Source organism: Streptomyces sp. BPTC-684 (assembly GCF_030028635.1).
GTDB classification, from domain to species: domain Bacteria; phylum Actinomycetota; class Actinomycetes; order Streptomycetales; family Streptomycetaceae; genus Streptomyces; species Streptomyces noboritoensis.
In genome coordinates this window covers 799294-825368 of record NZ_CP124863.1, presented here as the reverse complement: position 1 = coordinate 825368, position 26075 = coordinate 799294, and the positions used below count along the sequence as shown (strand labels likewise).

At 72.8% G+C, this 26075-nt stretch carries 20 protein-coding genes; 18 read left to right on the top strand and 2 right to left on the bottom strand.

The window, feature by feature from the left end; genetic code table 11:
- Positions 1-167: 167 nt before the first annotated feature.
- The 8 genes from QIY60_RS03595 (at position 168) to QIY60_RS03560 (ending at position 8496) form a co-directional block, all read left to right on the top strand.
- A complete protein-coding gene (locus QIY60_RS03595; protein WP_283141100.1) occupies positions 168-1223 on the top strand; it encodes a ParB/RepB/Spo0J family partition protein in 1056 nt (351 codons plus the stop codon).
- 251 nt (positions 1224-1474) lie between these two features.
- Entirely contained in the window at positions 1475-2617 is a 1143-nt protein-coding gene (locus QIY60_RS03590) for an inositol-3-phosphate synthase (protein ID WP_283145803.1), read from the top strand.
- Positions 2614-3603 (top strand): SCO3242 family prenyltransferase, encoded by a 990-nt coding sequence (locus QIY60_RS03585; protein ID WP_283141099.1) that lies wholly within the window; start codon positions 2614-2616, stop codon positions 3601-3603. Before QIY60_RS03590 ends, QIY60_RS03585 begins: the two co-directional genes overlap by 4 nt.
- Positions 3600-4487: a sugar phosphate isomerase/epimerase family protein gene (locus QIY60_RS03580; RefSeq protein WP_283141098.1), complete on the top strand. Its 888-nt coding sequence runs from the start codon at positions 3600-3602 to the stop codon at positions 4485-4487. The genes QIY60_RS03585 and QIY60_RS03580 overlap by 4 nt, the downstream gene beginning before the upstream one ends.
- The gene (locus QIY60_RS03575) at positions 4484-5092 is read left to right on the top strand and encodes an EboA domain-containing protein (RefSeq protein WP_283141097.1); all 609 of its coding nucleotides are present in this window, start codon (positions 4484-4486) and stop codon (positions 5090-5092) included. Before QIY60_RS03580 ends, QIY60_RS03575 begins: the two co-directional genes overlap by 4 nt.
- 2 nt (positions 5093-5094) lie before the next feature.
- Positions 5095-5943 (top strand): TatD family hydrolase, encoded by an 849-nt coding sequence (locus QIY60_RS03570; RefSeq protein ID WP_283141096.1) that lies wholly within the window; start codon positions 5095-5097, stop codon positions 5941-5943.
- A gap of 4 nt (positions 5944-5947) precedes the next feature.
- Complete coding sequence (gene eboE / locus QIY60_RS03565; protein WP_283141095.1) at positions 5948-7117, top strand: metabolite traffic protein EboE; 1170 nt, start codon at positions 5948-5950, stop codon at positions 7115-7117.
- Entirely contained in the window at positions 7114-8496 is a 1383-nt protein-coding gene (locus QIY60_RS03560; RefSeq protein WP_283141094.1) for a nucleotide pyrophosphatase/phosphodiesterase family protein, read from the top strand. Before eboE ends, QIY60_RS03560 begins: the two co-directional genes overlap by 4 nt.
- A gap of 122 nt (positions 8497-8618) precedes the next feature.
- On the opposite strand, the gene QIY60_RS03555 is transcribed toward QIY60_RS03560, so the two are convergent.
- Positions 8619-9701, bottom strand: a complete 1083-nt coding sequence (locus QIY60_RS03555; RefSeq protein ID WP_283141093.1) for a methyltransferase — start codon at positions 9699-9701, stop codon at positions 8619-8621.
- A 373-nt stretch (positions 9702-10074) separates the two neighbouring features.
- On the opposite strand from QIY60_RS03555, the gene QIY60_RS03550 reads away from it, so the two are divergent.
- From QIY60_RS03550 to QIY60_RS03510, 9 genes are all read left to right on the top strand, one after another.
- On the top strand, positions 10075-11277 hold the full coding sequence (locus QIY60_RS03550) for a ScyD/ScyE family protein (protein ID WP_283141092.1): 1203 nt from the start codon (positions 10075-10077) through the stop codon (positions 11275-11277).
- A gap of 281 nt (positions 11278-11558) precedes the next feature.
- Positions 11559-12014 (top strand): carboxymuconolactone decarboxylase family protein, encoded by a 456-nt coding sequence (locus tag QIY60_RS03545; RefSeq protein WP_283141091.1) that lies wholly within the window; start codon positions 11559-11561, stop codon positions 12012-12014.
- Positions 12015-12263: 249 nt separating this feature from the next.
- Positions 12264-13832 carry a DUF4192 family protein gene (locus QIY60_RS03540; protein WP_283141090.1) on the top strand — a complete coding sequence of 523 codons (1569 nt, stop codon included), beginning with the start codon at positions 12264-12266 and terminating at the stop codon, positions 13830-13832.
- A 386-nt stretch (positions 13833-14218) separates the two neighbouring features.
- Entirely contained in the window at positions 14219-16204 is a 1986-nt protein-coding gene (locus tag QIY60_RS03535; protein WP_349253894.1) for a glycogen debranching N-terminal domain-containing protein, read from the top strand.
- 209 nt (positions 16205-16413) lie between these two features.
- Positions 16414-17184 (top strand): NUDIX domain-containing protein, encoded by a 771-nt coding sequence (locus QIY60_RS03530; protein WP_283141088.1) that lies wholly within the window; start codon positions 16414-16416, stop codon positions 17182-17184.
- A 298-nt stretch (positions 17185-17482) separates the two neighbouring features.
- Positions 17483-19267, top strand: coding sequence for an ATP-binding cassette domain-containing protein (locus QIY60_RS03525; protein ID WP_283141087.1), 1785 nt, complete (start codon positions 17483-17485; stop codon positions 19265-19267).
- A gap of 160 nt (positions 19268-19427) precedes the next feature.
- On the top strand, positions 19428-20315 hold the full coding sequence (locus QIY60_RS03520) for an FCD domain-containing protein (RefSeq protein WP_283141086.1): 888 nt from the start codon (positions 19428-19430) through the stop codon (positions 20313-20315).
- Positions 20316-20663: 348 nt separating this feature from the next.
- Positions 20664-22205, top strand: coding sequence for an RNA polymerase sigma factor (locus tag QIY60_RS03515; RefSeq protein WP_283141085.1), 1542 nt, complete (start codon positions 20664-20666; stop codon positions 22203-22205).
- 154 nt (positions 22206-22359) lie between these two features.
- Positions 22360-23190, top strand: a complete 831-nt coding sequence (locus tag QIY60_RS03510) for a serine protease (RefSeq protein WP_283141084.1) — start codon at positions 22360-22362, stop codon at positions 23188-23190.
- Between the two features lie 98 nt (positions 23191-23288).
- Here the strand turns inward: QIY60_RS03510 and QIY60_RS03505 are convergent, their stop codons facing one another.
- The gene (locus QIY60_RS03505; protein WP_067165114.1) at positions 23289-23519 is read right to left on the bottom strand and encodes a hypothetical protein; all 231 of its coding nucleotides are present in this window, start codon (positions 23517-23519) and stop codon (positions 23289-23291) included.
- 432 nt (positions 23520-23951) lie between these two features.
- On the opposite strand from QIY60_RS03505, the gene QIY60_RS03500 reads away from it, so the two are divergent.
- Positions 23952-26072, top strand: a complete 2121-nt coding sequence (locus tag QIY60_RS03500) for a DNA topoisomerase IV subunit B (protein WP_283141083.1) — start codon at positions 23952-23954, stop codon at positions 26070-26072.
- Positions 26073-26075 lie beyond the last annotated feature (3 nt).

Here is a 26075-nt window from a genome sequence, read left to right as displayed (position 1 = left end):
CGGGCTGCCCTGCGGGGCGCTCGCGCGCGCGTGAACAGCCTTGTCCCACAAGGGAATCGGGGCCTCGCGAACCGGCTCCAGGGTGGTTGACAAGGCTTCGCCGGTCGCCTTTCATTTCGCACACCGGAAGTGGATTCCGGTTCCGATTCATTGCGAGGGGGCGCAAAGTGAGTCTGGCCGAGCAATCGATTGACGATCAGTTACTGAAGATCCACGCGGCGGACCTCGACGAGGTCGTGACCTCCATGGTCTGGATCGAGTCGCATCCCGCCGGTGAAGTACGCATCGACTCCCTGGTCTTCGAGGACTCGCCCCGTCTCGGCGGGGCGGACGAGGACCACGTGCGCGTGCTCGCCGAAGCCGGCGACTCGCTGCCGCCGATCACCGTCCACCGCCCGTCGATGCGCGTCATCGACGGCACCCACCGGGTGCGCGCCGCGCTCCTCAACGGCCGTACGACCATCCAGGCGCGGATGGTCGACTGTGACGAGGGCGCCGCGTACGTCCTCGCGGTCAAGGCCAACGTCACCCACGGTCTGCCGCTGTCGCGGTCCGACCGCTCGGTGGCCGCCGCGCGCATCATCATGACCCATCCGCAGTGGTCGGACCGGGCGGTCGCCGCCGCCGTCGGCCTCTCCGACAAGACCATTTCCCGGATCCGGTCCCGCTCCTCGGCGGACGCTCCGCAGTCGAACGCGCGCCTGGGCCGCGACGGCCGCCTGCGCCCGCTGGACAGCGGATACCGCCGCCAGCAGGCCGCCGCGATGATCCACGAGCGGCCCAACGCGGGGCTGCGCGAGGTGGCCAGGGCGACCGGCCTCTCCCCGGCCACCGTGCGGGACGTGCGCCAGCGCATCGACCGGGGCGAGGACCCCGTGCCGGGCCGCTACCGCGCGGCCGCGGGCCAGAGCGCGGCGTCGGGCGCGCCCGTGGTGCCCCGGCAGACGCAGCGTGCGGTGAGCGCCCGCAGCGAGCGGCGGGAGGTGTCCGTCGACCGGCAGAAGCTGCTCGCCAAGCTGAGCGAGGACCCCTCGCTGCGGCTCAACGAGGCGGGCCGGCGCACCCTGCGCTGGCTCCACCACTACACGGTGGACGGCGAGGGCATGGAGACCCTCGGCCGCGGTCTGCCCGGTCACTGGGCGCCCGAGGTCGCCGACCTCGCGCGCAGCTGCGCGGCCGCCTGGCAGACCCTTGCCGAGCAGCTCCAGCAGCGGGCCGAGTGAATCGGCCGGGCGCCGGCCGTGACAGCGCCGGTGAGCGCTGAACACCGCGCACGAGTGAAGAGCGACGCGGCAGGAGTGCTGGTCGCGGGCCCACCGCCCGCGCCAGCACTCCGCCCGTTCGCCCGTGCAACTGCGGCACACCCGCATCCGTCCGCCGACCGGCGGATCATCGATACGTTCGAACAGCTGCCCAACCAGCCGCCACTCCCGTCAGGTTGGAAAGGCTTCAACGCGCTGACGTAACCAGGAGGCTGTCCGTGTCCCCTTACGCAGATACCCGCGACAACGGCTCCCGGACGGGGGTCTGGTTCATCGGAGCCCGCGGCTCCGTCGCCACCACGGCGGTCGCCGGATGCGCCGCCGTCGCCGCCGGGCTCCAGCCTGCCACCGGCATGGTCACCGAGACCCCCGACTTCGCCGGGACCGGACTTCCCGACCTGTCGTCCTTCGTCTTCGGCGGCCACGACGTGGCCAGCAGCCCGCTGCCCAAGCGGGCCGAGGAGCTGGCCGCCGGGGGAGTCCTCCCGCACGGGCTGCCCGCGGCCGTGCGCGCCGAACTCGCCGCCGCCGACGAGGAGATACGCATGGGCGGCCCGCTGCCCGGCGACACCCGCGACGACGAGGAGCTGATCGCCGCGTTCGCGGCCGACATCACCGACTTCGCCCGCCGCACGGGCGTGGCCCGCACCGTTGTCGTCAACGTCTCCTCGACCGAGCCCGCGCCCGCCGAGGGCGACACCCGGCTGCCCGCCTCCTCGCTGTACGCGGCGGCCGCGCTGCGTGCCGGATGCGCGTACGTCAACTTCACGCCGTCGACCGGCCTGCGCCACCCGGACCTGGAGGCCGCGGCCGCCGCGGCCGGCGTCCCGTACGCGGGCCGCGACGGCAAGACCGGCCAGACCCTGCTCCGCGCGGTGCTCGCCCCGATGTTCCGCCAGCGCGCCCTGGCCGTACGGGCGTGGTCCGGCAGCAATCTGCTCGGCGGCGGGGACGGGGCGTCGCTCGCCGACCCGGCGGCCGCGGCGGCCAAGAACGCGGGCAAGAACCGCGTCCTGGAGGACACCCTCGGCACGCTGCCCGAGGGCGAGGTGCACATCGACGACGTTCCGGCGCTCGGCGACTGGAAGACCGCCTGGGACCACATCGTCTTCGAGGGCTTCCTCGGCTCGCGGATGGTGCTCCAGACCATCTGGCAGGGCTGCGACTCGGCGCTCGCCGCGCCGCTCGTCCTCGACCTGGCCCGCCTGACCGCCCGCGCCCACGAGGCCGGACTGACCGGCTCCCGCCCCGAGCTGGGCTTCTACTTCAAGGACCCGGACGGCGGCTCCTCGGCGCTGGCCGAGCAGTACGGGGCCCTGCTGTCGTTCGCCGAGCGGCTGCGGGAGGCCCGGTGAAGCCGGTGCTGCGCGACTGGGCCGAACTCCTGCGTATCTCGGCCCTGTTCACCGTTCCCGGCGACGCCCTCGCGGGGGCGGCGTCCGCCGGGCTGCGCCCCAACCGGCGCACCGCGCTCGCGGTGGGCTCCTCCCTCTGCCTGTACGAGGCGGGGATGGCCCTGAACGACTGGGCGGACCGCGAGGAGGACGCCGTCGACCGCCCGCACCGCCCGATCCCGTCCGGCCGCGTCAGGCCTGCGGCGGCCCTGGCGGCGGCGGCCGGACTCACCGGCGCGGGCCTGGCGCTCGCGTACCGCGCGGGCCGCCCGGCGGGCCTGGTGGCGACGGCGCTCGCGGGCACGGTGTGGGCGTACGACCTGCGCCTGAAGCACACGGCGGCGGGCCCGGCCGCGATGGCCGCGGCCCGCTCCCTGGACCTCCTCCTGGGCGCAACGGCCACGACCGGCAAGGTCGCGAAGCCGTCCTTGCTCCCGGCGACGGCCCTGGGCGCGCACACATACGCGGTGACAACGGTGTCCCGAAACGAGACGCAGGGGGGTTCGGCAGGGGCCCCGCTGGCGGCGCTGGGACTGACCACGGCCCTGGGCGCACTGGCTGCTGGCCGTACCCCGTTGCCGGGTGCCGTCACCGACCGCCCCGTACGTTGTGGGCAGTCGTTCCGCTGGGGCGGAACGGGTGGGCACAACCCACCCACGGCCCGCAGCCGAACACGGGTCTGGGGCGGAGCCCCAGTAGCTCCACGCGACTTGGCCCGAGCGGGCCTCGCCGCAACCTACATAGCGACGGCCGCCAAGCCCTACTTCCACGCCGCCCTGAACCCCTCACCCCCCCTCACCCAACGGGCAGTCGGCGGCGGCATCAAAGCCATGATCCCGCTCCAGGCGGCCCTGGCGGCCCGCTCAGGATCCCTCCGTACCGCCGCCGCCCTGACCACCCTCATCCCCGTAGCCCGCAAGCTCGCACGCAAGGTGAGCCCCACATGAGCACCCATGACCCGCGCCTCCGCCTCGGCTACGGCACCAACGGCCTCACCGACCTCCGCCTCGACGACGCCCTGGGGCTCCTCGCGGACCTCGGCTACGAGGGCGTGGGGCTGACCCTCGACCACATGCACCTGGACCCGCTCGCCCCCGAACTCCCCGCCCGCACCCGCCGCGTGGCCCAGCGGCTCGGCGAGCTCGGCCTCGGCGTGACCGTGGAGACGGGTGCCCGGTACGTACTCGACCCCAGGCGCAAGCACGGCCCGTCCCTCCTCGACCCGGACCCCGACGCCCGCGCCCGCCGCACCGCACTGCTCGTCACGGCCGTCCGCGTCGCCGCCGACCTCGGCGCGCACGCCGTGCACTGCTTCAGCGGCGTCACGCCCGACGGCACCGACGAGGACACCGCCTGGAAGCTGCTGGGGGAGGCCCTCGCCCCGGTCCTCGACGCGGCCGCGGACGCCGGTGTTCCGCTCGCGATCGAGCCCGAGCCCGGCCACCTCCTCGCCACCCTCGCCGACTTCCACCGGCTGCGCGAGCAACTGGGCGACCCGGAACCGCTGGGGCTCACGCTGGACATCGGGCACTGCCAGTGCCTGGAGCCGCAGTCGCCCGCGGAGTGCGTGCGCGCCGCCGCACCCTGGCTGCGGCACGTCCAGATCGAGGACATGCGGCGCGGGGTGCACGAACACCTGCCGTTCGGGGACGGCGAGATCGACTTCCCGCCGGTCCTGGAGGCGCTCGCCGCCACCGGCTACCGCGGCCTGACCGTCGTCGAGCTGCCCCGCCACTCCCACGCGGGCCCCGAACAGGCCCGCCGTTCCATGGAGTTCCTGCGCCCGCTGACCGCGGGTGCCGCCTCGCCCCTGAAGGGAGCCCAGCCGTGATATCCCGTGCGGAACTCGACGCCCGCTTGGACGGCGCCGCCCGTGCCTGGCTCGACGAGGCGCTCGCCGAGGCGGCGCGCACGGCCGCCCGCCCGTCCGCCGGGTACGGCACCGCCCCCTGGGAGCTGCGGTTCGCCTCGGCGGGCCGCCACCTCGGCGCCGGCGCCGTCGATGAAGCACGCGTCCTGATGCTGTGCACCGCCCGCGTGGACGCGCCCACCGCGACCCGGATCTACCAGCAGGGCACCGCCGCCGAGCGCCGCGCCGTCCTCCTCGCGCTGCCGGACCTCGGCCTCGACCCGGCGGCCGGGGTGCCGCTCGTCGAGGACGCGCTGCGCGCCAACGACATCCGCCTGGTGGCCGCCGCCGTCGGCCCCTACGCCGCGGCCCACCTGGACCCGCACGCCTGGCGGCACGCCGTACTGAAGTGCCTGTTCACCGGCGTCTCCGTGGACGCCGTCGCCTCCTTGCGGGAGCGCGCCCACGGCGACACGGAACTCGCCCGGATGCTCGGCGACTACGCGAAGGAACGTACCGCCGCCGCCCGCCCCGTCCCCGACGACCTGCACCGCGTACTGGCCCTCACCGGGGCCGAGGAGTCCTGAGCATGCGTATCTTCGACCCGCACATCCACATGACGTCCCGCACCACCGACGACTACGAGGCCATGTACGCGGCGGGCGTGCGCGCGGTCGTCGAGCCCGCGTTCTGGCTGGGCCAGCCCCGTACCTCGCCCGCGAGCTTCTTCGACTACTTCGACGCGCTGCTTGGCTGGGAGCCGTTCCGGGCCGCGCAGTACGGCATAGCCCACCACTGCACGATCGCCCTCAACCCCAAGGAGGCGAACGACCCGCGCTGTACGCCCGTCCTCGACGAGCTGCCGCGCTATCTGGTCAAGGACGGCGTGGTGGCGGTCGGCGAGACCGGCTACGACTCGATGACGCCCGCCGAGGACCACGCGCTCGCCGTCCAGCTCCAGCTCGCCGCCGAACACGGCCTGCCCGCGATGGTGCACACCCCGCACCGCGACAAGCTCACCGGTCTGCGCCGCACGATCGACGTCGTACGCGAGTCGGCGCTCGCCCCCGACCGGGTGCTGCTCGACCACCTCAACGAGACGACCGTCAAGGAGGCCAAGGACAGCGGCGCCTGGCTCGGCTTCTCGGTCTATCCGGACACCAAGATGGACGAGGACCGGATGGTCGCGATCCTCGACGAGTACGGCCCGGAGAAGGTGCTGGTCAACTCGGCCGCGGACTGGGGCAAGAGCGATCCGCTGAAGACCCGCAAGGTCGCCGACGCCATGCTGAAGGCCGGGTTCGACGACGACGCGGTGGACCTGGTGCTGTGGCGCAACCCGGTCGCCTTCTACGGGCTGAGCGGCCGCCTGGACCTCGACCTGACCGCGCCGGAGGCCCTGCACGAGGGCAACTCCATCCTCCGCGGCGGCGAGTGAGCCCATGCGACTGCGCCACCCCGACGGCTCCACGGTCCACCTCGCGTACTGCACCAACGTCCACCCCGCCGAGACCCTCGACGGCGTCCTCGCCCAGCTGCGCGACCACTGCGAGCCGGTGCGCCGGCGCCTGGGCACCGACCGGCTCGGCATCGGCCTGTGGCTGGCCCGGGGCGCGGCCGAGGAGCTGAGCGCCGACGCGGCCGCGTTGCGCGGGCTGCGCGCCGAGCTCGACGGACGCGGCCTGGAGGTCGTCACCCTCAACGGCTTCCCGTACGACGGCTTCGGCGCCGAGGAGGTCAAGTACCGCGTCTACAAGCCGGACTGGACCGATCCGGAACGCCTGGAGTACACCGCCGACCTGGCCCGGCTGCTCGCCGCGCTGCTCCCCGACGACGTCACCGAGGGCACCATCTCCACCCTGCCGCTCGCCTGGCGCACCGGCTTCGACGCCGCCGCGGCCGCGACCGCGCACACCGCGCTCACCACACTGGCGGCGCGCCTTGACGCCCTGGAGGAGGAGACCGGGAAGTCGATCCGCATCGGCCTGGAGCCGGAGCCCGGCTGCACGGTCGAGACCACCGCCGACGCGATCGCCCCGCTCACCGCGATCGGCTCGCCGCGCATCGGCATCTGCGTCGACACCTGCCATCTGGCCACCTCCTTCGAGGACCCGGCCCAGGCGCTCGACGCGCTGCACGCCGCCGGGATCGCGATCCCCAAGGTCCAGCTGTCGGCCGCGCTGCACGCCGAGGAGCCGGGCAGGCCCGAAGTCCGCGCCGCGCTCGCCGAGTTCGCCGAGCCGCGCTTCCTGCACCAGACCCGCACCAGGCACGGCGCCGGGCTCCTCGGCACCGACGACCTCGACGAGGCCCTGGCGGGACAGGCCCTGCCGGACACCGCGCCCTGGCGCGCGCACTTCCACGTACCGCTGCACGCACGGCCCGCGGCGCCGCTGACCTCCACGCTGCCCGTGCTGCGCGAGGCCCTGGCGGGCCTGGTCGGCGGCCCGGTCGCGCGCACCCGCCACCTGGAGGTCGAGACGTACACCTGGCAGGCCCTGCCCGCCGAGCTGCGCCCGCGCGACCGGGACCGGCTCGCCGACGGCATCGCCGCCGAACTCGCTCTCGCCCGGGACCTGTTGACCGACCTCGGCCTCAAGGAACTGCCATGACCGACGCCCCCACCCCGCTCCTCGTCCTGGACGTCGTCGGGCTGACCCCCAAGCTCCTTGAGCACATGCCCCGGCTCAAGGCGCTCGCGGGCTCCGGCTCCCAGGCCCGGCTCGGCACGGTGCTCCCGGCCGTGACCTGCGCCGCCCAGTCCACCTTCCTCACCGGCACGCTCCCCGCCGAGCACGGCATCGTCGGCAACGGCTGGTACTTCCGCGACCTGGGCGACGTCCTCCTGTGGCGCCAGCACAACGGCCTGGTCGAGGGCGACAAGCTGTGGGACGCGGCCCGCCGCGCCCACCCGGGCTACACGGTCGCGAACATCTGCTGGTGGTACGCGATGGGCGCGGACACCGACATCACGGTCACCCCCCGTCCGGTCTACTACGCCGACGGCCGCAAGGAGCCCGACTGCTACACCCGGCCCCCGGCGCTCCACGACGAACTCCACGACAAGTTCGGCACGTTCCCCCTATTCAACTTCTGGGGACCCGGCGCGAACATCGTCTCCTCCCAGTGGATCGTCGACGCGACCCGCCACATCCTGGCGACCCGCACCCCCGACCTGGCGCTGTGCTATCTGCCGCACCTGGACTACGACTTGCAGCGGTACGGGCCCGACGACCCGCGCTCCTACAAGGCGGCCGCCGACCTGGACGCGGCCGTGGCGCCGCTGCTCGACGACGCGGAGGCGGGGGGCCGCACGGTCGTGGCCCTGTCGGAGTACGGCATCACGCGCGTCAGCCGGCCCGTGGACATCAACCGCGCCCTGCGCCGCGCCGGGCTGCTCGAAGTCCACACCCAGGATGGCATGGAGTACCTGGACCCGATGGCGTCCCGCGCCTTCGCGGTGGCCGACCACCAGCTCGCGCACATCTACGTCCGCAGGCCCGAGGACCTGGACGCCACCCGCGAGGCCCTCGCGGACGTGGCGGGCATCGACCAACTCCTCGACGACGAGGGCAAGAAGAGCTTCGGCCTCGACCACCCGCGGTCGGGCGAACTGGTCGCGGTCGCGGAGCCGGACGCCTGGTTCACGTACTACTACTGGCTCGACGACGACCGCGCCCCCGACTTCGCCCAGCTCGTCGAGATCCACCGCAAGCCCGGCTACGACCCGGTCGAGCTGTTCATGGACCCGCTCGACCCGTATGTGAAGGTCAAGGCCGCGAAGGCGCTGGCGCGAAAGAAGCTGGGGATGCGCTACCGGATGGCGGTCGTGCCGCTGGACCCCTCGCCGGTGCGGGGCAGCCACGGACGGCTGCCCGACGACCCGCAGGACGGGCCGCTGCTGCTGTGCTCGGCTCCGGACGCGGTGGGCGACGAGGTGGAGGCCACCGAGGTGAAGGGGCTGCTGCTGAGGCTGGCGGGGCTGGAGTAGTTCCCCGTTGCACCTGTTGTACGAAGAAGCCCGTGCACGAAGAAGCTTCCGTGCACGAAGAAGCTCCTGGCGGATCGTTCCGCCAGGAGCTTCTTCGTACGCGTACGTGAGGTGGGGCCGGGTCAGACCGGGCGCGCCTCGACGATCGAGACGCCCGCGGCGGTCTGCACGATGCGGTCCAGCTGGAAGCCGGTGGCGCGCAGGATCTCCGAGTACTGGCGGGCGGTGCGCTCCTTGCCGCCGACCAGGATCATCAGCCACAGGTCGACGAGCTTGGCGGGGTGCGCCGCGTTGCCCTCCGGAGGCACGAATTCCATGACGAGCAGCCGGCCGTCGGGGCTGATTGCCTCACGGGCGTTCTTGAGGATCTCCAGCGCCTTCGGTTCCGGCCATTCATGCAGAATGTGCTTCAGCAGATAGGCGTCCGCACCGGCCGGCAGCGGACCGAAGAGATCGCCCTTGTCGATCTCGACCCGGTCGACCACGCCCTCTTCCGTGAGAAACGCGTCGGCGCCGAGCTCGTCCGCCCGGGAATCGAAGAGGATGCCCTTCGACTGGGGCGTCTTCTTCAGGATCGCGGACAGCAGACCGCCGCGGCCGCCGAAGACGTCGACGAGCGTCTTGTACTTGGAGAAGTCGTACGCGGCGAGAATGGGCTCGGTCTCCATATTCGAGAGCGTGCCCATGCCGTTGAGGAAGATCTCCGCGAATTCCGGGTTCTGGCCCAGGTACTCGTACGCGTGCATGCCGCGGTTCTTCTCGAGGCTCGGCTGGCCGGTGCGCACGGTGTGGATGAGCCCACCCCAGTCCTCCCAGCTCGCGGGGTGGCCTGTCAACAGGGCCATGTCGCGCATCGACATCGGCGTGCCGGTGCGCAGCGCGTCGGCCATGGGCGTCAGCTTGAACCGGCCGTCGCTCTGCTCGCTGAATATCTTGTAGCCGGCGAGGGCGCGCAGCAGCCGGTGGACCGCGTCCGGGTCGGCCTCGATCCGCCGGGCGATCTCCTCCGAGGACAGCGGGCCGTCGGCGAGCTGGTCGGCGATCTTCAGCTCGGCCGCCACGTAGATCGCCTGGGACACCCAGGCGCCCTGGGCCAGTTCGAGGACGGCGATCGGCGCGGGCACCATCAGCTGGGCGAGGCGCTGCACCCGCGCGCGCACCCCTTCGACGATGCGGACGACTCGGGCGGGCGGAATTGGGGGCATACGTATCCTCCGTGGGCGGGTTGCGCAGCGGTATGCAAGAGTCTCAATTACCGGGATACCGGAAACTATGGGCGTCGCCCGGCAGACTCTAGAGCCGAGCCCGGCGGCGAACAACCACTCAACGCGCAAGAACCCGCCCCGAGTTGGCCGAAATTCGGCGCGAGTTCGGCACCAGTGAATTCCTAGTGCGAATCAAGTGTGCAACTGCGGCTGGGGCGCAGTCGGACAGGGCTTACAACTTACCGGGGAATACAGGACGGTTGAGGTAGAAGCGTCTATCGTGGCGCCGGTTGAGTCGGCTCCCAATGACGGGGGCACGCCATGATGAGGGAGAGACATGTCGAGAATACGCAGGTCTTGGAGTGGGGCCTTCGTGGCAGCGGCGGCGGTGGGCACCCTGGCCGTCACGCTGATCCCCGGCCCGGCACAGGCCTCGCCGAAGGAGGCGAAGGCCGCTGCCGGTACCACCGCGGGTGCCACTGCCAACGTCGAGGTCATCGCGAGCAAGCTCAACAACCCCCGCGGCCTCTCCGTCCAGGCGGACGGGACGATCCTGGTCGCCGAGTCGGGCGTGGGCAAGCCGGGCTGCGCGCCGGGCACCCACTGCGTCGGGCTGACCGGTTCCGTCTACCGTGTCAAGGGCACCCAGCAGGGCCGCGTGGTCACGGGCCTGCCGTCCTCCGCCGTGGCCCCGAAGACCCCGTACGAGCCGATCTCGGCCGCCGGTCCGAACGACGTGGAGGCCAACGGGTCGGGTTACCTCGTCCTCAACGGCTTCGGCGGCGGTACGGACGACCGCGCCAAGCTCGGCGCGGACGCGGCCAAGCTCGGCACGCTCCAGACGGCGAGCGGCTGGGTCGTCGGCGACCCGGTCAAGCACGAGACGCTGCTGGACCCGGACTGGATCCTCGGCCACCCGGCCAACGGGGAAGAGGCGTCCATCCACAGCAACCCCTGGCGCTTCGCCCGCAACGGCCGCGGCTTCCTGGTCACGGACGCCGGCGCCAACGACCTGATCGGCGTCGGCTTCGGCGGCCGCACCACGACCGAGGCGATCTTCCCGGACAACGAGCTCCCGGCGCCGGGCGCCGCCGCGGCCCCGTCGGCCAAGGAGAAGAAGGCCCTGGAGTCGCTCGCCCCGCAGACCAAGTCGGTCGCGGCCGACGGCACGGTCAAGGTGCAGTCGGTGCCCAGCGGCATCGTCAAGGGCGCAGACGGCGCGTTCTACATCTCCGACATGGGCGGTCTGCGTCAGGGCGGCTCGCGCATCTGGCGGATCGTGCCGGGCCACCGCGCGGAGGTCTTCGCCAGCGGTCTGACCGCGGTGACCGACCTGGCCGCGGACAAGAACGGCAACCTGATCGCCGTGTCGCTGACCGCCGGCTTCCAGCAGCAGGGCCCGCCGCTGCCGGGCAAGCTGAACCGGATCGACATCAAGACCAAGGCGGTCACCGAGATCCCGACCGACGGCAAGCTGTCGTTCTCCACCGGCCTGGCCGTCGGCCCGAACAACGAGTTCTACGTGACCAACAACTCGGTCGGCACCGAGGGTCAGCTGCTCAAGATCACGGAGTAGTTCCGATCGGCCGGTCCTGATCGACCGGTCCCGATCGGTTGGTCCTGATCGACTGGTCCTGATCGACTGATCAGCGCGTGACGTGCGGCCCCGCCGGGCACCTGACACCCGGCGGGGCCGCTTCGTCGTACGCTCCGAAGATCGCCCGAAAAATTCTTCTTCTCCCTCGGTCACACTCCTTCGCCGGGACCCGTCAGACCAGTGACGCGGGATCCCGACCGATGGGATCGAGCCGGCGTCACCGCTGAAAGATCGCAGTAGATCTCTGAAGGAGAGCAGTCATGGAAGCACGGATGCAGAACCCGGCGATGGTCCTCCCCGACGCGATGCAGGCCATCCAGGGCCTGTACAAGGCCACCTACGCGGGCGGCGTCCCGGCGGGCCTGCTCGCGCTGAGCCACCTGCGCGCGAGCCAGATCAATGGCTGCAGCCCCTGTGTGGAGTCGGCGTCCGGCCAGGCGCGCAAGGCGGGCGAGAGCGACGAGAAGATCTTCTCCGTCGGCGCGTGGCGGGAGACCCCCTTCTTCACCGACTCCGAGCGGGCCGCGCTGTCGCTCACCGAGCACGTCACGCGGCTGAACGACCGCGAGGACCCGGTCCCGGACGCGGTGTGGAACGAGGCCGCCAAGCACTTCAACGAGCAGGAGCTCGCGGCGCTCGTGCTGCACATCTCCGTCAGCAATCTGTTCAACCGCCTCAACGTCACGACGAAGCAGCAGGCCGGCCAGAAGTGGTAGGCACGGCCTAGCGAGGTGTTCGGTACGGCCCCGCCGGACCCGGACCGAGCGGGCGGTGTGGCGGTCGCGCGACGACACGCGACGGCCACGCCGCCCCTCAACACACGGATCGGTCCGCTGAGGCCGCTCACGCGGATCGGTCCGCCGACGCAGATCAGTATGCAGATCATCGCGGTGGCTCGTTCTCGCCTGTGGACAACGTTTTCCACAGGGGTGGTGAGGGGTGGCCGGGCGCGGGACCGTCGAGGCATGAACAAGCACCACGAATCGTACGGTTCCCACGGTCTGCCCGACGACGACCCGCAGCTCACCCTGCGCAACCCGGCCGAACTGGCCGATGCCCTGCCGTATTTGATGGGCTTCCACCCGACGGACTCCATCGTGATGGTCGCCCTCCACGGTCGCCGGGGCCGCTTCGGCGGGCGGCTCCGGCTCGGCATCCCCCGTGCGCCGGGGGAGTGGCCGCACGTCGCCGAGCAACTGGCCGAGTGCCTGGTGGCGGGGAGCGAGCGACGGGGCCCGCGCCCGGACGCGATCATCGCGTTCCTCTGCCAGGACCCGGACCCGGCGGGTGAAGTGACGGCTGGTCAAGTCATGGAGAGGCTGAGGCCGTTGGCCCAACTCCTGCGGACGGCGTGCGGCGCGCTGGACGTCCCGGTCCTGGAAGCGCTGTGCATCTCGGACGGGAGGTACTGGTCGTACTGCTGCCCGGACGCGCGCTGCTGCCCACCGGAGGGGAACGTGCTGGCCATGCCCGGTACGTCGGTGCTGGCGGCGGCCGCGACCTTCGCCGGACTCCAAGTCCGGGGCTCCCTACGGGAGATGGAGGCGCGTCTCGCCCCCTGGCGGCGCCCGGCGGCGGCCGACCAGGAGCGCGTGCTCGCGGTGGCGGAGGAGGCCCTCGTGCCGCGCATCCTGGACGAGGAGGAGCGGCTGCGGGTCGGACGGGAGACCCTGGACCTGGCGGGCCGCGTGATGCGCCGCCTCTCCGGCGCACCCCCGGCCACGGGCCGCACGGACGCGGACGCGCTGGACGACGGCCTGATCGCCCACGACGAGGCGGCGGCCCTGGTCCTCGGCCTCCAGGACCGCACCACCCGGGACCGCGCGGCCGAGTGGATGGAGGGCCCGGACGCCGCCCCGGCCCAGCGACTGTGGCGCGCCCTGGCCCGCCGCTGCGTGGGGCGCTACGGAGAGCACGCGGCGGCCCCGCTCACCCTGGCGGGCTGGGTGGCCTGGTCCACGGGCGACGAGCCCGCCGCCAGGGTCGCCCTGGGCCTGGCGCTGCGCGCCGATCCCGAGTACCAGTTCGCCCAACTCCTCCACCAGGCCTGCAACCAGGGCCTGGACCCGGAGGCGCTGAGGAGATGCCTGCGGGAGGAGAGGCGGGAGCGGGAGGGGGCAACGGCTGCGACGGGGGGTGCGGTCGGGGATCCGGTGGCTGTTGCGGTCGGCGGGTGTGGCGACCCGCGCTCGGGTCTCGGGGCTGAGGCGGGCTTGGCCGAGCCTGCGATCGGGCCCGCCGCTCATGAGCCTGGCGTCCCAGGGGCCGGGCCTGCCGTCGCCGGGCACGGGGTGGCCGTGGAGGCGACAGCATCCGGTGTGGCCGGGCCCGCTCGGCGGCTCAAGTCCCGCCGCAAGGCTGCGGCGAACCGGAACGACCGCACTGCTGCCACCGCCCCGGCGAACAGGAGGGACGCGGCATCCGCCTCCGTCCGGCCCGAAGGTGTCGAGGGCGGCGCCCCGGCGGCCGGGTCCGCCCGGCGTGGGGCCCGGCGGACCGGTCGGGCGGGGCAGCGGGACGGGACCGGCCGATGACGCCGGGTCCACGCCGCGCCGTGTCGCTCCGTGACCCGTGCACGGCCCGCCGCGTTCACGAGGGGGGCGCCGCGCGAGGGCGGTCCGCCCGACCCGCGAATGCGGCCGGAGTGCTCGGAAGGCAAGGTATGGCGTTCAATGTCCCTCCCCGGGCCAATCCCCCCTCCCGGGTCGATCCCTCTCCCCGGACTCCCCGGGCCGAAGACCCGCCCCCGCCCTGGGGTGATGTCTCTCCCCGGGCCGACGCTCCTGCCCGGGGTCATGTCCCGCCCCGGGCCCCGGTCGGAGGCGGTCCGGCCTCCCCGGGAACGGGCCGAGGATCCGGGCTCGGGTCCGGACCAGGCGCAGGCCCAGGACCGGGGCGGCGCCCGGCACCCGCACCCCGGGTGTCCGGCCCGGCCGGAACCTCAGGACCCGGCCCCGGCTTCGGTGAACTCCCCCCACTGCACGCGGCCCTGATCTCCGTTGCCCTGCCCGGCCTCGTCGTCTCGGCGGAGCACGGCCAGCTCACCGGCCACGGCCTGGAGGGCTTCTACCGCCACGGCCGCCGCCTGCTCGCCCGCTGCCAGCTGAAGGTGGCGGGGCGGGAGCCGATCGCCCTCCAGGGCAGACCGATATCGGCCGACCGCGCCCGCTTCTTCGCGGTGGTGCGCACCCCGGCCGACAGCGGCCCCGACCCCGAGATCGCGATCGAGCGGCTGCGCCAGGCCGACGGCAGCGAGCGGATCACCCTGCGCAGCTCGTCGCCCCGCCCCCTGCGGCTGCCTGTGGAGATCGCCCTCGGGACCGACCTCGCCGATCTGGGCGCGGTCGCGGCGGGCCGGGCCGGACCCGAACTGCCGGGCAGCGTCCACGACTCGGGCATGCGCTGGACGGCCCCCGGCGCGCACGCGGTGGTGAGCGCGCACCCGCCCCCGGCCGACGCGCTCGCCTCGGCGGGCGTGCTGCGCTGGGACGTGGAGCTGCCCCCGGGCGGTACGTACACGATCGAGCTCCACATCCGCACCGACCGCCCCGCCCGGCTGCCCGGCCAGGCCGCGAGCCACCCGCTGCCGCAGGCCGAGGCGGAGGGCGACGACCCCCGGGTCGGGCCGCTGCTCCAGAGCGGCCTCGACGACCTGCGGGCCCTGCTCGTACGGGACCCGGCCCACCCGGCGGACGTGTACGCGGCGGCGGGCGTCCCCTGGCGCACCGGCCCGGCCCCGGCCGAGGCGCTGTGGGCCGCGCGGATGGCCCTGCCGCTCTCCACCCGGCTGGCAGCCGCGACCCTGCGCGCCGTCGCGCGTACCCAACTGGCGGGCGGAGAAAGGGAGTCGGGCCGCATCCCCGGGCCGCTGCGGGACGCGGGACCGCATCTGCCGCCGAGCTGCACCGGAGTGGAGGCCACGCTCGCGTTCCCGGTGGTGCTCGCCGAGGCCCGCCGCTGGGGGCTCGCCGAGTCCGAGGTGGCCGAGCTGCTGCCGGCGGCGGAGCGGTGTCTGCGCTGGCTGCGCGTGTGCGTAGGTGAGGACGGCTATCTCGGCGAGCCGGGCCCGGCGGCGGGCCTGGCCCGGGCCGAGACCCAGGCCCACGCCCACCGCGCCGCCGTCCTGGGCGCTGAGCTGCTGCGGGAGTGCGGCAGGCCGGGGGCCGAGGAGTGCGCGGCCTTGGCGGCGGGGCTGCGCGAGCGGTTCCGGGAGGAGTTCTGGATCGAGGACCTCGCGGGCGGGCGCCCCGCCGCCGCCCGTACCGCCGACGGCCGACGGTTGCCACCGCTCGGCGCGGGCGCCGCCCACCTCCTGGACACCGGGCTGCTCGGCGCGGGACGGCTCGCCCCCGGGCTGCTCGACAAGGTGCAGACGGAGCAGCTGGCCCGGCTCCTGGGCGGCCCGGCCATGGACTCCGGCTGGGGCCTGCGCGGCCTCGGCGCCAAGGAGCCGGGCTACAACCCGTTCGGCCACCGCGCGGGCGCGGTGCGGGTGTACGACACGGCGGTCGCCGTCACGGGCCTCGCGGCCGCCGGGTACGAGAAGGAGGCGAGCGCGCTGCTGCGCGGACTCCTGGACGCGGCCGAGGCGTTCGGCTACCGGCTGCCCGAGATGTACGCGGGGGAGCAGCGCACCGCGGACGGCGCCCCGCTGCCGCACCCCGCCGCGTGCCGCCCGGCCGCCGTCGCCGCGGCCTCGGCGGTCCAGCTGCTCACCACGCTCGCGGGGATCCGCCCGGACGCCCCGGCGGGCACGGTAGCCCTCTGTCCCGTACGGTCGGCGCCGCTCGGCGCGGTGCGGCTGTCGGGGCTGAGCGTCGCGGGGGAGCCGTTCGCCGTGCGGGTCAGCAGGCTCGGCGTCGGCATGGTCGAGCAGGCCGCCGGCCGGCTCCAGTTGGGAGGCTGAACGGAGTGCTGAGTGAATCCGGTACGGAGGAAGAGGTCGCGCCGGTCCCCGCGGTGGGGGCGGTGGGCGCCGAGGGCATCGAGCCGCATGTGGTGAGAAGCCGTGCGCGGGGCGCCTCGGGAGGGACCCGTGGGGCGCCTGGTGAAGATGGTGCGACCAGCCGCGTCCGGGGGCGTGTTTATCGTCAGGGAGACGACTATGATCGCTTCATGTCTCCCTACGACCCGTCGGCCTTCCCGCCCTTCGCCGTGACCGTCGACCTGGTCGTGCTCACCGTGCGGCGCCACGCCCTGTGCGCGCTGGTCGTCCGTCGCGGGGAGCCGCCGTTCCAGGGGCGGTGGGCGCTGCCGGGCGGCTTCGTCCGGGGCGACGAGGACCTGTCGGCCGCGGCGGCCCGCGAGCTGACCGAGGAGACCGGACTCTGCGCCCAGGACCCGGCGGCCACCGCCCCGGCCCCGGGCAACGGCGCCCATCTGGAGCAGCTCGCCACGTACGGCGACCCCCGGCGCGACCCCCGGATGCGGGTGGTCAGCGTGGCGCACCTGGCGCTCGCCCCCGATCTGCCCGCCCCGCGCGCGGGCGGTGACGCGCACAGCGCGCGCTGGGCGCCGGTCGAGGACCTGCTGAGCCAGGACGGCGGCTTCGGCCGCGAGGACGAGCAGCCCGCCCCGCTCGCCTTCGATCACGCCCAGATCCTCGCGGACGGCGTGGAGCGGGCCCGTTCCAAGATCGAGTACTCGTCGCTGGCCACGGCGTTCTGCCCGGCCGAGTTCACCGTCGGGGAGCTGCGGCGGGTGTACGAGGCGGTGTGGGGGGTCGCGCTCGACCCCCGCAACTTCCACCGCAAGGTGACCGGCACCCCGGGCTTCCTGGTCCCGGCGGGCGGCACCACGACCCGTCAGGGCGGCCGCCCCGCGCAACTGTTCCGCGCGGGCGGCGCGACGCTCCTGAACCCCCCGATGCTCCGCCCGGAGGTCTGACCCACCTGGGAGGCTCGCGCCCGCAAAGGGGCGCGGGGCTGTGTCATTGTGCGGCTCCGCCGCGATGGGGGTCCCCCCTGTTCGAGCGAAGCCGAGAACAGGGGGGAGCGACCAGCCACGCACGGTCCGCAGCTGAAAGACACCTCCAGCGGGCTGCCCGCGCGCGGGTGGACGCATACCCGCCGTGGCACACGCATGCTCCGGGATGCACGAAAAGTCGGAAATGTCGCGTTATGTTACTCCGGTACTCGGCGCCCCCGCCGCACCGTCGAGCGGTCTCACCCCCGCGAGAGAAGCGATGCTCCAGGCCATCGGACTCACCAGCACACCCCGCCGCGACCGTCCGCCCGAGGTGGACGACCTGACCTTCGAGGCCCGGCCGGGCCTGATCACCGCGCTGCTCGGCGCCCCCGGTTCCGGCAAGACCGCGGCCCTGCGCCTGATGCTGGAGCTCGAACCGGGCCGGGGCGTCACCTACTTCCGGGGCCGCCCGCTCCACAAGGTGGCCCACCCGGCCCGCGAGGTCGGCACCCTGCTCGGCGACGTGCCGGGCCACCCCGCCCGTACGGTCCGGGGCCAGCTCCGCCTCATGTGCGCGGTCGCCGGGGTCCCGGCCGCCCGCGCCGAGGAGATGCTCCACGTCGTCGGCCTCGACGGCCTCGGGGACCAGCGGCTAGGCACCCTCTCGCTCGGCATGGACCGCAGGCTCGGCCTCGCCGCCGCCCTCCTCGGCGACCCGCACACGCTGCTCCTCGACGAGCCCGCCGAGGGCCTCTCGCCGCGCGAGAACAGCTGGCTGTACGGGCTGTTGCGCGGCCACGCGCAGCACGGCGGCACCGTGCTGTGCACCTTCGCCGACCCCAAGGAGGCGGCCCGGGTGGCCGACCGGGTGGTCACCGTCGACGGGGGCCGCCTCGTCGCGGACCAGGACGCGACCGAGTTCGCCCGCACCCGGCTGCGCCCCCGGGTGGCCGTCGCCACCCCGCACGCCGCCCGCCTCGGCGCCCTGGTCAGCCGCGAGGCCCGCGCCGCACGCCGCTCCGTCGAGGTGGTCACCGAGGACGGCAGCCACCTCTCCGTCTACGGGACGACCTGCGCCGAGGTCGGCGAAACGGCCTTCCGCCACGGCGTCCTCGTCCACCGCCTCACGGAAGAGGTCGGCGACACCGGCCCGACGGCACCGGGCCCCCGCCCGTCCCCGGCTCCGGCGGCGGCCACCGCCCCGGACCCCGCCGCGCCCACGGAACTCCTCCCGTCGCACACCGGCGCCCCCACCCCCCACCCGCGCCCCCCGATCACCCCCGCCCTCCCCCGCACCCCACTCCGCCCCCTCCGCTACGAGCTCCGCCGCCTGCTCGGCGTGCGCACCACGTACCTGCTCGCCGGTGCCGTGCTCGTCGGGTCGGTCGCGCTCGCCGTGGCGCTCGGGCGCACCGGGCGCACACCGCTGCCGCACCTGGCCGCCGCCTGGCCGCAGCTGCTGCCGCTGCCGCCCGCCGCGTTCGGCGCCGGTGTCCTCGGCGCGCTCGCCTTCGGCGAGGAGTACCGCTACCCCGCGCTCGCCGCCGACCGCGGCACCGTCCCGCGCAGGCTCGGGCTGCTGCTCGCCAAGCTCGCCGTGTCGGCCGGGGCCGCCCTCCTGCTGGCCGTGCTCACGGTCGTCCTGGACGTGCAGGCCCTGCGTCTGGTGTACGGCGGCGACTTGGTGCGGATCCCGCCGGACTGGCCCTCGCTGGCGGCGAGTTGGGCGGGGCTGACCGTCGGCTGCGCCTGGGCCGGGCTGCTCGCGGCCGGCGTCTTCCGGGCCACCACGGCCGGGCTCGCCGCCGTCCTGGCGGTGCCGGTCGCCGTCGTACCCCTCGTACAGAAGGCGCTGTCGGCGCCGCAGGCGCGTTCGGTCGCCGGGCTTCCGGCCCGGCTGCGGGACGTGGCCTGGCTGCGCTGGCCGCACGCGCTGGACAACGGGCTCGGTGCGGCGCTGCACCTGCTCGCCCGGCCGCAGGGCGCGGCCCTCGCGCTGTCGCTCTGCGTCCTGCTCTGCGCCTACGTGGTCACCGGCCTTCGCGCGAGGGCCCGTTGGTGACCCCGTCCTGACCTCGGCGTATGGCGATGGCCGCAACTCCCCAAGGAATGCCCGCTTCTTTCCGATAAAGCGTCAATTGCGAGGGGTGCGGCGATCACCCTTTCGTGTGCTTTTCACCAAAGACCTCAAGGGCCGTGGAAGTCCCGCCGACAAAGGATGCGTGAGTACCCTTGCGCACACCATGATGACCACCGCCCGCGCCGCCGACACCGGCCTCGCAGGACCGGGCGAACTCGACCGCTACCCCTACGCGGAGGCGCGTGGCGCCGACCGCGTCTCCCTCCCCGCGTGGGACGGGGGCGAGGCAGACCTCGGCCGGGTCAGCCGCCGCGCGGCGGGCAGCCGCGGGAGAGGACTGCACGGCCAACTCGTCCAGCAGCTCGGCCAGATGATCGTCTCCGGCGATCTCGGCGCCGACCGCCCGCTGGTCCCCGAGGAGATCGGCCAGCGCTTCGAGGTCTCCCGGACCGTCGTGCGCGAGTCGCTCCGCGTACTGGAGGCCAAGGGCCTGGTCAGCGCCCGCCCCAACGTCGGCACCCGGGTCCGCCCGGTCAGCGACTGGAACCTGCTGGACCCCGACATCATCGAGTGGCGCGCCTTCGGCCCGCAGCGTGACGACCAGCGGCGCGAGCTCAGCGAGCTGCGCTGGACGATCGAGCCGCTGGCCGCCCGGCTCGCGGCGGGGCACGGCCGCGAGGACCTCCAGCAGCGCCTCGGCGACATGGTCGAGATCATGGGGCACTCGCTCACCCAGGGTGACGTGATCACCTTCTCGCGGGCCGACGCGGAGTTCCACTCCCTGCTGATCCAGGCCGCGGGCAACCGCATGCTGGAGCACCTCTCCGGCATCGTCGGCGCCGCCCTCCAGGTCTCCGGCGGACCGGTCACCGGCTGTGACCGCCCCTCCGACGCGGCGCTCACCCACCACGCCCGGATCGTGGACGCGCTGGCGGCCGCCGACGGGGCGGCCGCCGAGGCGGCCATGCGGCAGCTGCTCACCGTCCACCCCGAGGTGGAGCGCGTCGTTCCCGCGCCGCGCGAGCACTGACGGCGGAGCGCGGCCGGGCGCGGGCCCGCCGCCCCGCCCGGAGGAAGCACGCGTCGCCGGACCTCGGGGGGTCCGGCGACGCGATTGTGGGCACTATGACCCGTGTGGCCGTTTTTGTCGTGAATGGGGTGTGACTCGGGCCACGTGGATTGGGCGTAACACTCCTCGAAACCGTGCGATGACCTAAGAGGTAACAGCCGAGGAAGGAATACAGCGGCCGCTCGCGGCGCTGTGCAGCTCCGAGGTTCAGCCCGCGCCGTCGGCACAATCCCCAGCCGACGGTCGTCGGCTCCGGCCCGATCATGGGCGGGGCCGGAAGCCGTTTTCCATCGTTCCGAGAGGTTGTTCGTGTCGGCCAGCACATCCCGTACGCTCCCGCCGGAGATCGCCGAGTCAGAGTCTGTGATGGCGCTCATCGAGCGGGGAAAGGCTGATGGGCAGATCGCCGGCGATGACGTGCGTCGGGCCTTCGAAGCCGACCAGATTCCGCCAACCCAGTGGAAGAATGTTCTGCGCAGCCTCAACCAGATCCTCGAGGAAGAGGGTGTGACGCTGATGGTCAGTGCCGCGGAATCTCCCAAGCGCACCCGGAAGAGCGTCGCAGCGAAGAGCCCGGCGAAGCGCACCGCCACCAAGACCGTCGCGGCCAAGACGACCGTGACCAGGACCGTCGCGGCCACCGCGGCCCCGACGGCCGAGACCGTGGACGTGTCGGCGGACGACGCCGAGGCGCCCAAGAAGGCCGCCGCCAAGAAGACGGCCGCGAAGAAGACCGTCGCCAAGAAGGCCGTGGCCAAGAAGACGGCCGCCAAGAAGACCGGCAAGAAGGGCGACGACGAGGTCATCGAGGGCGACGAGCTCCTCGAGGACGTCGCGCCCGGCAAGGGTGACGAGGAAGAGCCCGAGGGCGAGAGCAAGGGCTTCGTCCTGTCCGACGAGGACGAGGACGACGCGCCCGCCCAGCAGGTCGCCGTCGCCGGCGCCACCGCCGACCCGGTCAAGGACTACCTGAAGCAGATCGGCAAGGTCCCGCTCCTCAACGCCGAGCAGGAGGTCGAGCTCGCCAAGCGCATCGAGGCCGGCCTGTTCGCCGAGGACAAGCTCTCGGCCGCCGACAAGCTCGCCCCCAAGCTCAAGCGCGAGCTGGAGATCATCGCCGAGGACGGCCGCCGCGCCAAGAACCACCTGCTGGAGGCCAACCTCCGCCTCGTGGTCTCGCTGGCCAAGCGCTACACGGGCCGCGGCATGCTCTTCCTGGACCTGATCCAGGAGGGCAACCTCGGTCTGATCCGCGCGGTCGAGAAGTTCGACTACACCAAGGGCTACAAGTTCTCCACGTACGCCACCTGGTGGATCCGTCAGGCGATCACCCGCGCCATGGCCGACCAGGCCCGCACCATCCGTATCCCGGTGCACATGGTCGAGGTCATCAACAAGCTCGCGCGCGTGCAGCGCCAGATGCTCCAGGACCTGGGCCGCGAGCCCACCCCGGAGGAGCTGGCCAAGGAGCTCGACATGACCCCGGAGAAGGTCATCGAGGTCCAGAAGTACGGCCGTGAGCCGATCTCCCTCCACACCCCCCTGGGTGAGGACGGCGACAGCGAGTTCGGTGACCTCATCGAGGACTCCGAGGCGGTCGTCCCGGCCGACGCGGTCAGCTTCACGCTCCTCCAGGAGCAGCTGCACTCGGTCCTCGACACCCTGTCGGAGCGCGAGGCGGGCGTGGTCTCCATGCGCTTCGGCCTCACCGACGGCCAGCCGAAGACCCTGGACGAGATCGGCAAGGTCTACGGAGTGACGCGTGAGCGCATCCGCCAGATCGAGTCGAAGACCATGTCGAAGCTCCGCCACCCGTCGCGCTCGCAGGTCCTGCGCGACTACCTCGACTAGGTCGCGTTCTTACGTACGCAGTACGTAGTCGTACGTGACGCAGGGCCCGGTTTCCGCAAGGGAACCGGGCCCTCGTGCGTGTCTGAGCGGGTGCGGGCCGTCAATAGCTCGTTGACTCTGGGTGTGCCTGTGTCACCCGGAGTCAGGAGACCGTATGCGACGTCCCACCGTCCTAGCGCTGCGCGGGGCGCTGGCCCTCACGGCCGCCGCGACCGCCGTACCGCTGGCCGCGCCCGTACCGGCCGCCGCCGACAGCGTGGTCATCGGGGGCACGCCCGCCTCCGTCGAGGACAACCCGTACGCCGTCGCGCTCTCCAGCCGTACCCGGTTCGGGGGTACGCGTGCGGGGCAGTTCTGCGGGGGAGTGGTGGTCGCGCCCACCAAGGTGGTCACCGCCGCGCACTGCCTCAGCAAGGAGGTGCTCGGCGCCGACGGGGTGGGGGACCTGAAGGTGATCGCGGGGCGCTCCCAGCTGCGCAGCAACAAGGGCGAGGAGGTCGTCGTGCGGGAGACCTGGGTCAACCCCGCCTACGACCCGGTGAGCAACGCCGGTGACCTGGCGGTGCTCACCCTGGCGAGCGCGCTGCCCGCGTCGTACGTCATCGGGGTCGCCGGGCCGGGCGACGCCGCGTACGAGGCGTACACCGCCGCGACCGTGTACGGCTGGGGCGACACCTCGGGGCGGGGCACTTACGCCTCGGTGCTGCGGTCGGCCCCGGTCCAGGTGCTGCCGGACGGGGCCTGTGAGCGCGCCTACCCGGGGAACTCGGAGGGTGAGTACCTGAGCGCCACCATGCTCTGCGCGGGCGATCCCAGGGGCGGCCACGACGCCTGCCAGGGCGACAGCGGGGGACCGCTCATCGCCCGTGGGCGCCTGATCGGCCTGGTGTCCTGGGGCAGCGGCTGCGGGCAGGCCGAAAGCCCGGGGGTGTACACCCGTATCTCCGCGTTCGTCGGCCCGTCACGGAACGCGGCGCCCCTGTAGCGGGGCGCGGGCACGAGAACGGGCGGCCGCCCCCGCGCGCGGGGGCGGCCGCCCGTCGCCGGTCCTGGACCGGCCCTGGCTCGTCGTCAGTGCGAGGTTCAGCGATCCTCTTCGCCTGCGGATTCGGGCACCGCGGTGAGGCGGTCCGTCTCGTCCTGTATCTCAGCGGCGATCTTCTTCAGTTCCGGCTCGAACTTGCGTCCGTGGTGAGCACAGAAGAGCAGTTCGCCGCCGCTGGTCAGAAGGACACGCAGGTATGCCTGTGCGCCGCAGCGGTCGCAACGGTCAGCGGCCGTCAGGGGGCTCGCGGGGGTCAGAACAGTAGTCACGTCGCCTCTTCTCTAGCTCGACGAGCTGTCGTACCAGGGTCAACATCCAACCAGGCCGAAAACGTTCCCGCTCGTGCCTTTTCCTCGAAACTTCTTGGTCAAGGTGGCTGTCTGCTGCCGGTTGGCGGCGAATGAGCCGTATTGCGGTGCTTTACGGTTTCGCGTTGCTTGTCTCGTTTGGTCCTCCCGGCGGGGTTGCCGGTTGTTCATGAGGACGTGCCCGGAGCCTAAATGGTTCATGCCTGGATGGGAACGTGATATCCGCATCACCCCAACGAGGGATCGAACATGCATACGAGGCTGGACTAGCATGAGTATTGCCGAGGGTGGCGTGACAAAGGCTCTACCAGGCCTCGGTACCCTCTGACCGGCGACCGACGCCGACCCCCTACCCATCGGGGGCGAATTGAAATTCAGCGAGGAGCGAACTGCGTGACCGCCGAGACGTCCGTTCCGTCCACTGCGCTGCTGTCCGGCGCCGACCGGGACGGCTCCAACTACACCGCGCGGCACCTGCTCGTCCTTGAAGGCCTCGAAGCGGTCCGCAAGCGCCCCGGCATGTACATCGGCTCGACCGACAGCCGCGGCCTGATGCACTGCCTCTGGGAGATCATCGACAACTCCGTCGACGAGGCCCTGGGCGGGTACTGCGACTTCATCGAGGTGATCCTGCACGACGACGCCTCGGTCGAGGTGCGGGACAACGGCCGGGGCATCCCGGTCGACGTCGAGCCCAAGACCGGTCTGTCGGGCGTCGAGGTCGTCATGACCAAGCTGCACGCCGGCGGCAAGTTCGGCGGCGGCTCCTACGCCGCCTCCGGCGGTCTGCACGGCGTGGGCGCGTCCGTGGTGAACGCGCTCTCGGCCCGCCTCGACGTCGAGGTCGACCGCAACAGCGCGACGCACTCGATCAGCTTCCGGCGCGGCACCCCCGGCATGTTCACCGAGCAGGGCCCCGACGCCCCCTTCGACCCGTCGAGCGGGCTGCTCAAGGGCAAGCGGGTGCCCAAGACCCGCACCGGCACGCGCATCCGCTACTGGGCGGACCGCCAGATCTTCCTGAAGGACGCGAAGCTCTCCCTGGAGACGCTCCACCAGCGCGCGCGCCAGACCGCCTTCCTGGTCCCCGGCCTGACCATCGTCGTCCGGGACGAGCGCGGCCTCGACGGCGAGGGCAAGACGGAAGAGACGTTCCGCTTCGACGGCGGGATCAGCGAGTTCTGCGACTACCTGGCCCAGGACAAGGGCGTCTGCGACGTGCTGCGGCTCACCGGCCAGGGCACCTTCAAGGAGACCGTCCCGGTCCTGGACGAGCGCGGCCACATGACCCCCACCGAGGTCACCCGCGAGCTCGCCGTGGACATCGCGCTGCGCTGGGGCACCGGGTACGACACCAACCTGAAGTCGTTCGTGAACATCATCGCCACCCCCAAGGGCGGCACCCACGTCACCGGCTTCGAGCGCTCGGTCACCAAGACCGTCAACGAGGTGCTGCGCTCCGCGAAGCTGCTGCGCGTCGCCGAGGACGACGTCGTCAAGGACGACGCCATGGAGGGCCTGACGGCGGTGGTCACCGTCCGTCTCGCCGAGCCGCAGTTCGAGGGCCAGACCAAGGAGGTGCTCGGCACCTCGGCGGCCAACCGGATCGTCGCCAATGTGGTCGCCAAGGAGCTGAAGGCGTTCCTGACCTCCACCAAGCGCGACGCCAAGGCGCAGGCCCGATCGGTGCTCGACAAGATCGTGGCCGCGGCCAGGACCCGGATCGCCGCCCGGCAGCACAAGGAGGCGCAGCGGCGGAAGACCGCCCTGGAGTCCTCCTCGCTGCCCGCCAAGCTGGCCGACTGCCGCAGCGACGACGTGGAGCGCAGCGAGCTCTTCATCGTCGAGGGCGACTCCGCGCTCGGCACCGCGAAGCTCGCCCGGAACTCGGAGTTCCAGGCGCTGCTCCCGATCCGCGGCAAGATCCTCAACGTTCAGAAGGCGTCCGTCTCGGACATGCTCAAGAACGCCGAGTGCGGCGCGATCATCCAGGTCATAGGAGCGGGCTCGGGCCGGACCTTCGACATCGACGCGGCGCGGTACGGCAAGATCGTGCTGCTCGTCGACGCCGATGTCGACGGCGCCCACATCCGCATCCTGCTGCTGACCCTCTTCCAGCGCTACATGCGCCCGATGGTCGAGGCGGGCCGGGTCTTCGCCGCCGTCCCGCCGCTGCACCGGATCGAGCTGGTCCAGCCCAAGAAGGGCCAGGACAAGTACGTGTACACGTACTCGGACAGCGAGCTGCGCCAGACCCTGCTGGAGTTCCAGCGCAAGGGCGTCCGGTACAAGGACTCCATCCAGCGCTACAAGGGCCTCGGCGAGATGGACGCCGACCAGCTGGCGGAGACCACGATGGACCCGCGGTTCCGCACCCTGCGCCGGATCAACATCGGTGACCTGGAGGCCTCCGAGCAGGTCTTCGATCTGCTGATGGGCAACGAGGTGGCGCCGCGCAAGGAGTTCATCACCAGCTCGGCGGCGACGCTGGACCGCTCGCGCATCGACGCCTAGCCG

Excerpts from the sequence above, each read along its gene's own strand:
- QIY60_RS03580 (WP_283141098.1), top strand. The coding sequence starts at position 3,600 with ATGAGCACCCATGACCCGCGCCTCCGCCTCGGCTACGGCACCAACGGC.
- QIY60_RS03570 (WP_283141096.1), top strand. The coding sequence starts at position 5,095 with ATGCGTATCTTCGACCCGCACATCCACATGACGTCCCGCACCACCGAC.
- eboE (WP_283141095.1), top strand. The coding sequence starts at position 5,948 with ATGCGACTGCGCCACCCCGACGGCTCCACGGTCCACCTCGCGTACTGC.
- QIY60_RS03560 (WP_283141094.1), top strand. The coding sequence starts at position 7,114 with ATGACCGACGCCCCCACCCCGCTCCTCGTCCTGGACGTCGTCGGGCTG.
- QIY60_RS03555 (WP_283141093.1), bottom strand. The coding sequence starts at position 9,701 with ATGCCCCCAATTCCGCCCGCCCGAGTCGTCCGCATCGTCGAAGGGGTG.
- QIY60_RS03545 (WP_283141091.1), top strand. The coding sequence starts at position 11,559 with ATGGAAGCACGGATGCAGAACCCGGCGATGGTCCTCCCCGACGCGATG.
- QIY60_RS03540 (WP_283141090.1), top strand. The coding sequence starts at position 12,264 with ATGAACAAGCACCACGAATCGTACGGTTCCCACGGTCTGCCCGACGAC.
- QIY60_RS03530 (WP_283141088.1), top strand. The coding sequence starts at position 16,414 with ATGTCTCCCTACGACCCGTCGGCCTTCCCGCCCTTCGCCGTGACCGTC.
- QIY60_RS03525 (WP_283141087.1), top strand. The coding sequence starts at position 17,483 with ATGCTCCAGGCCATCGGACTCACCAGCACACCCCGCCGCGACCGTCCG.
- QIY60_RS03510 (WP_283141084.1), top strand. The coding sequence starts at position 22,360 with ATGCGACGTCCCACCGTCCTAGCGCTGCGCGGGGCGCTGGCCCTCACG.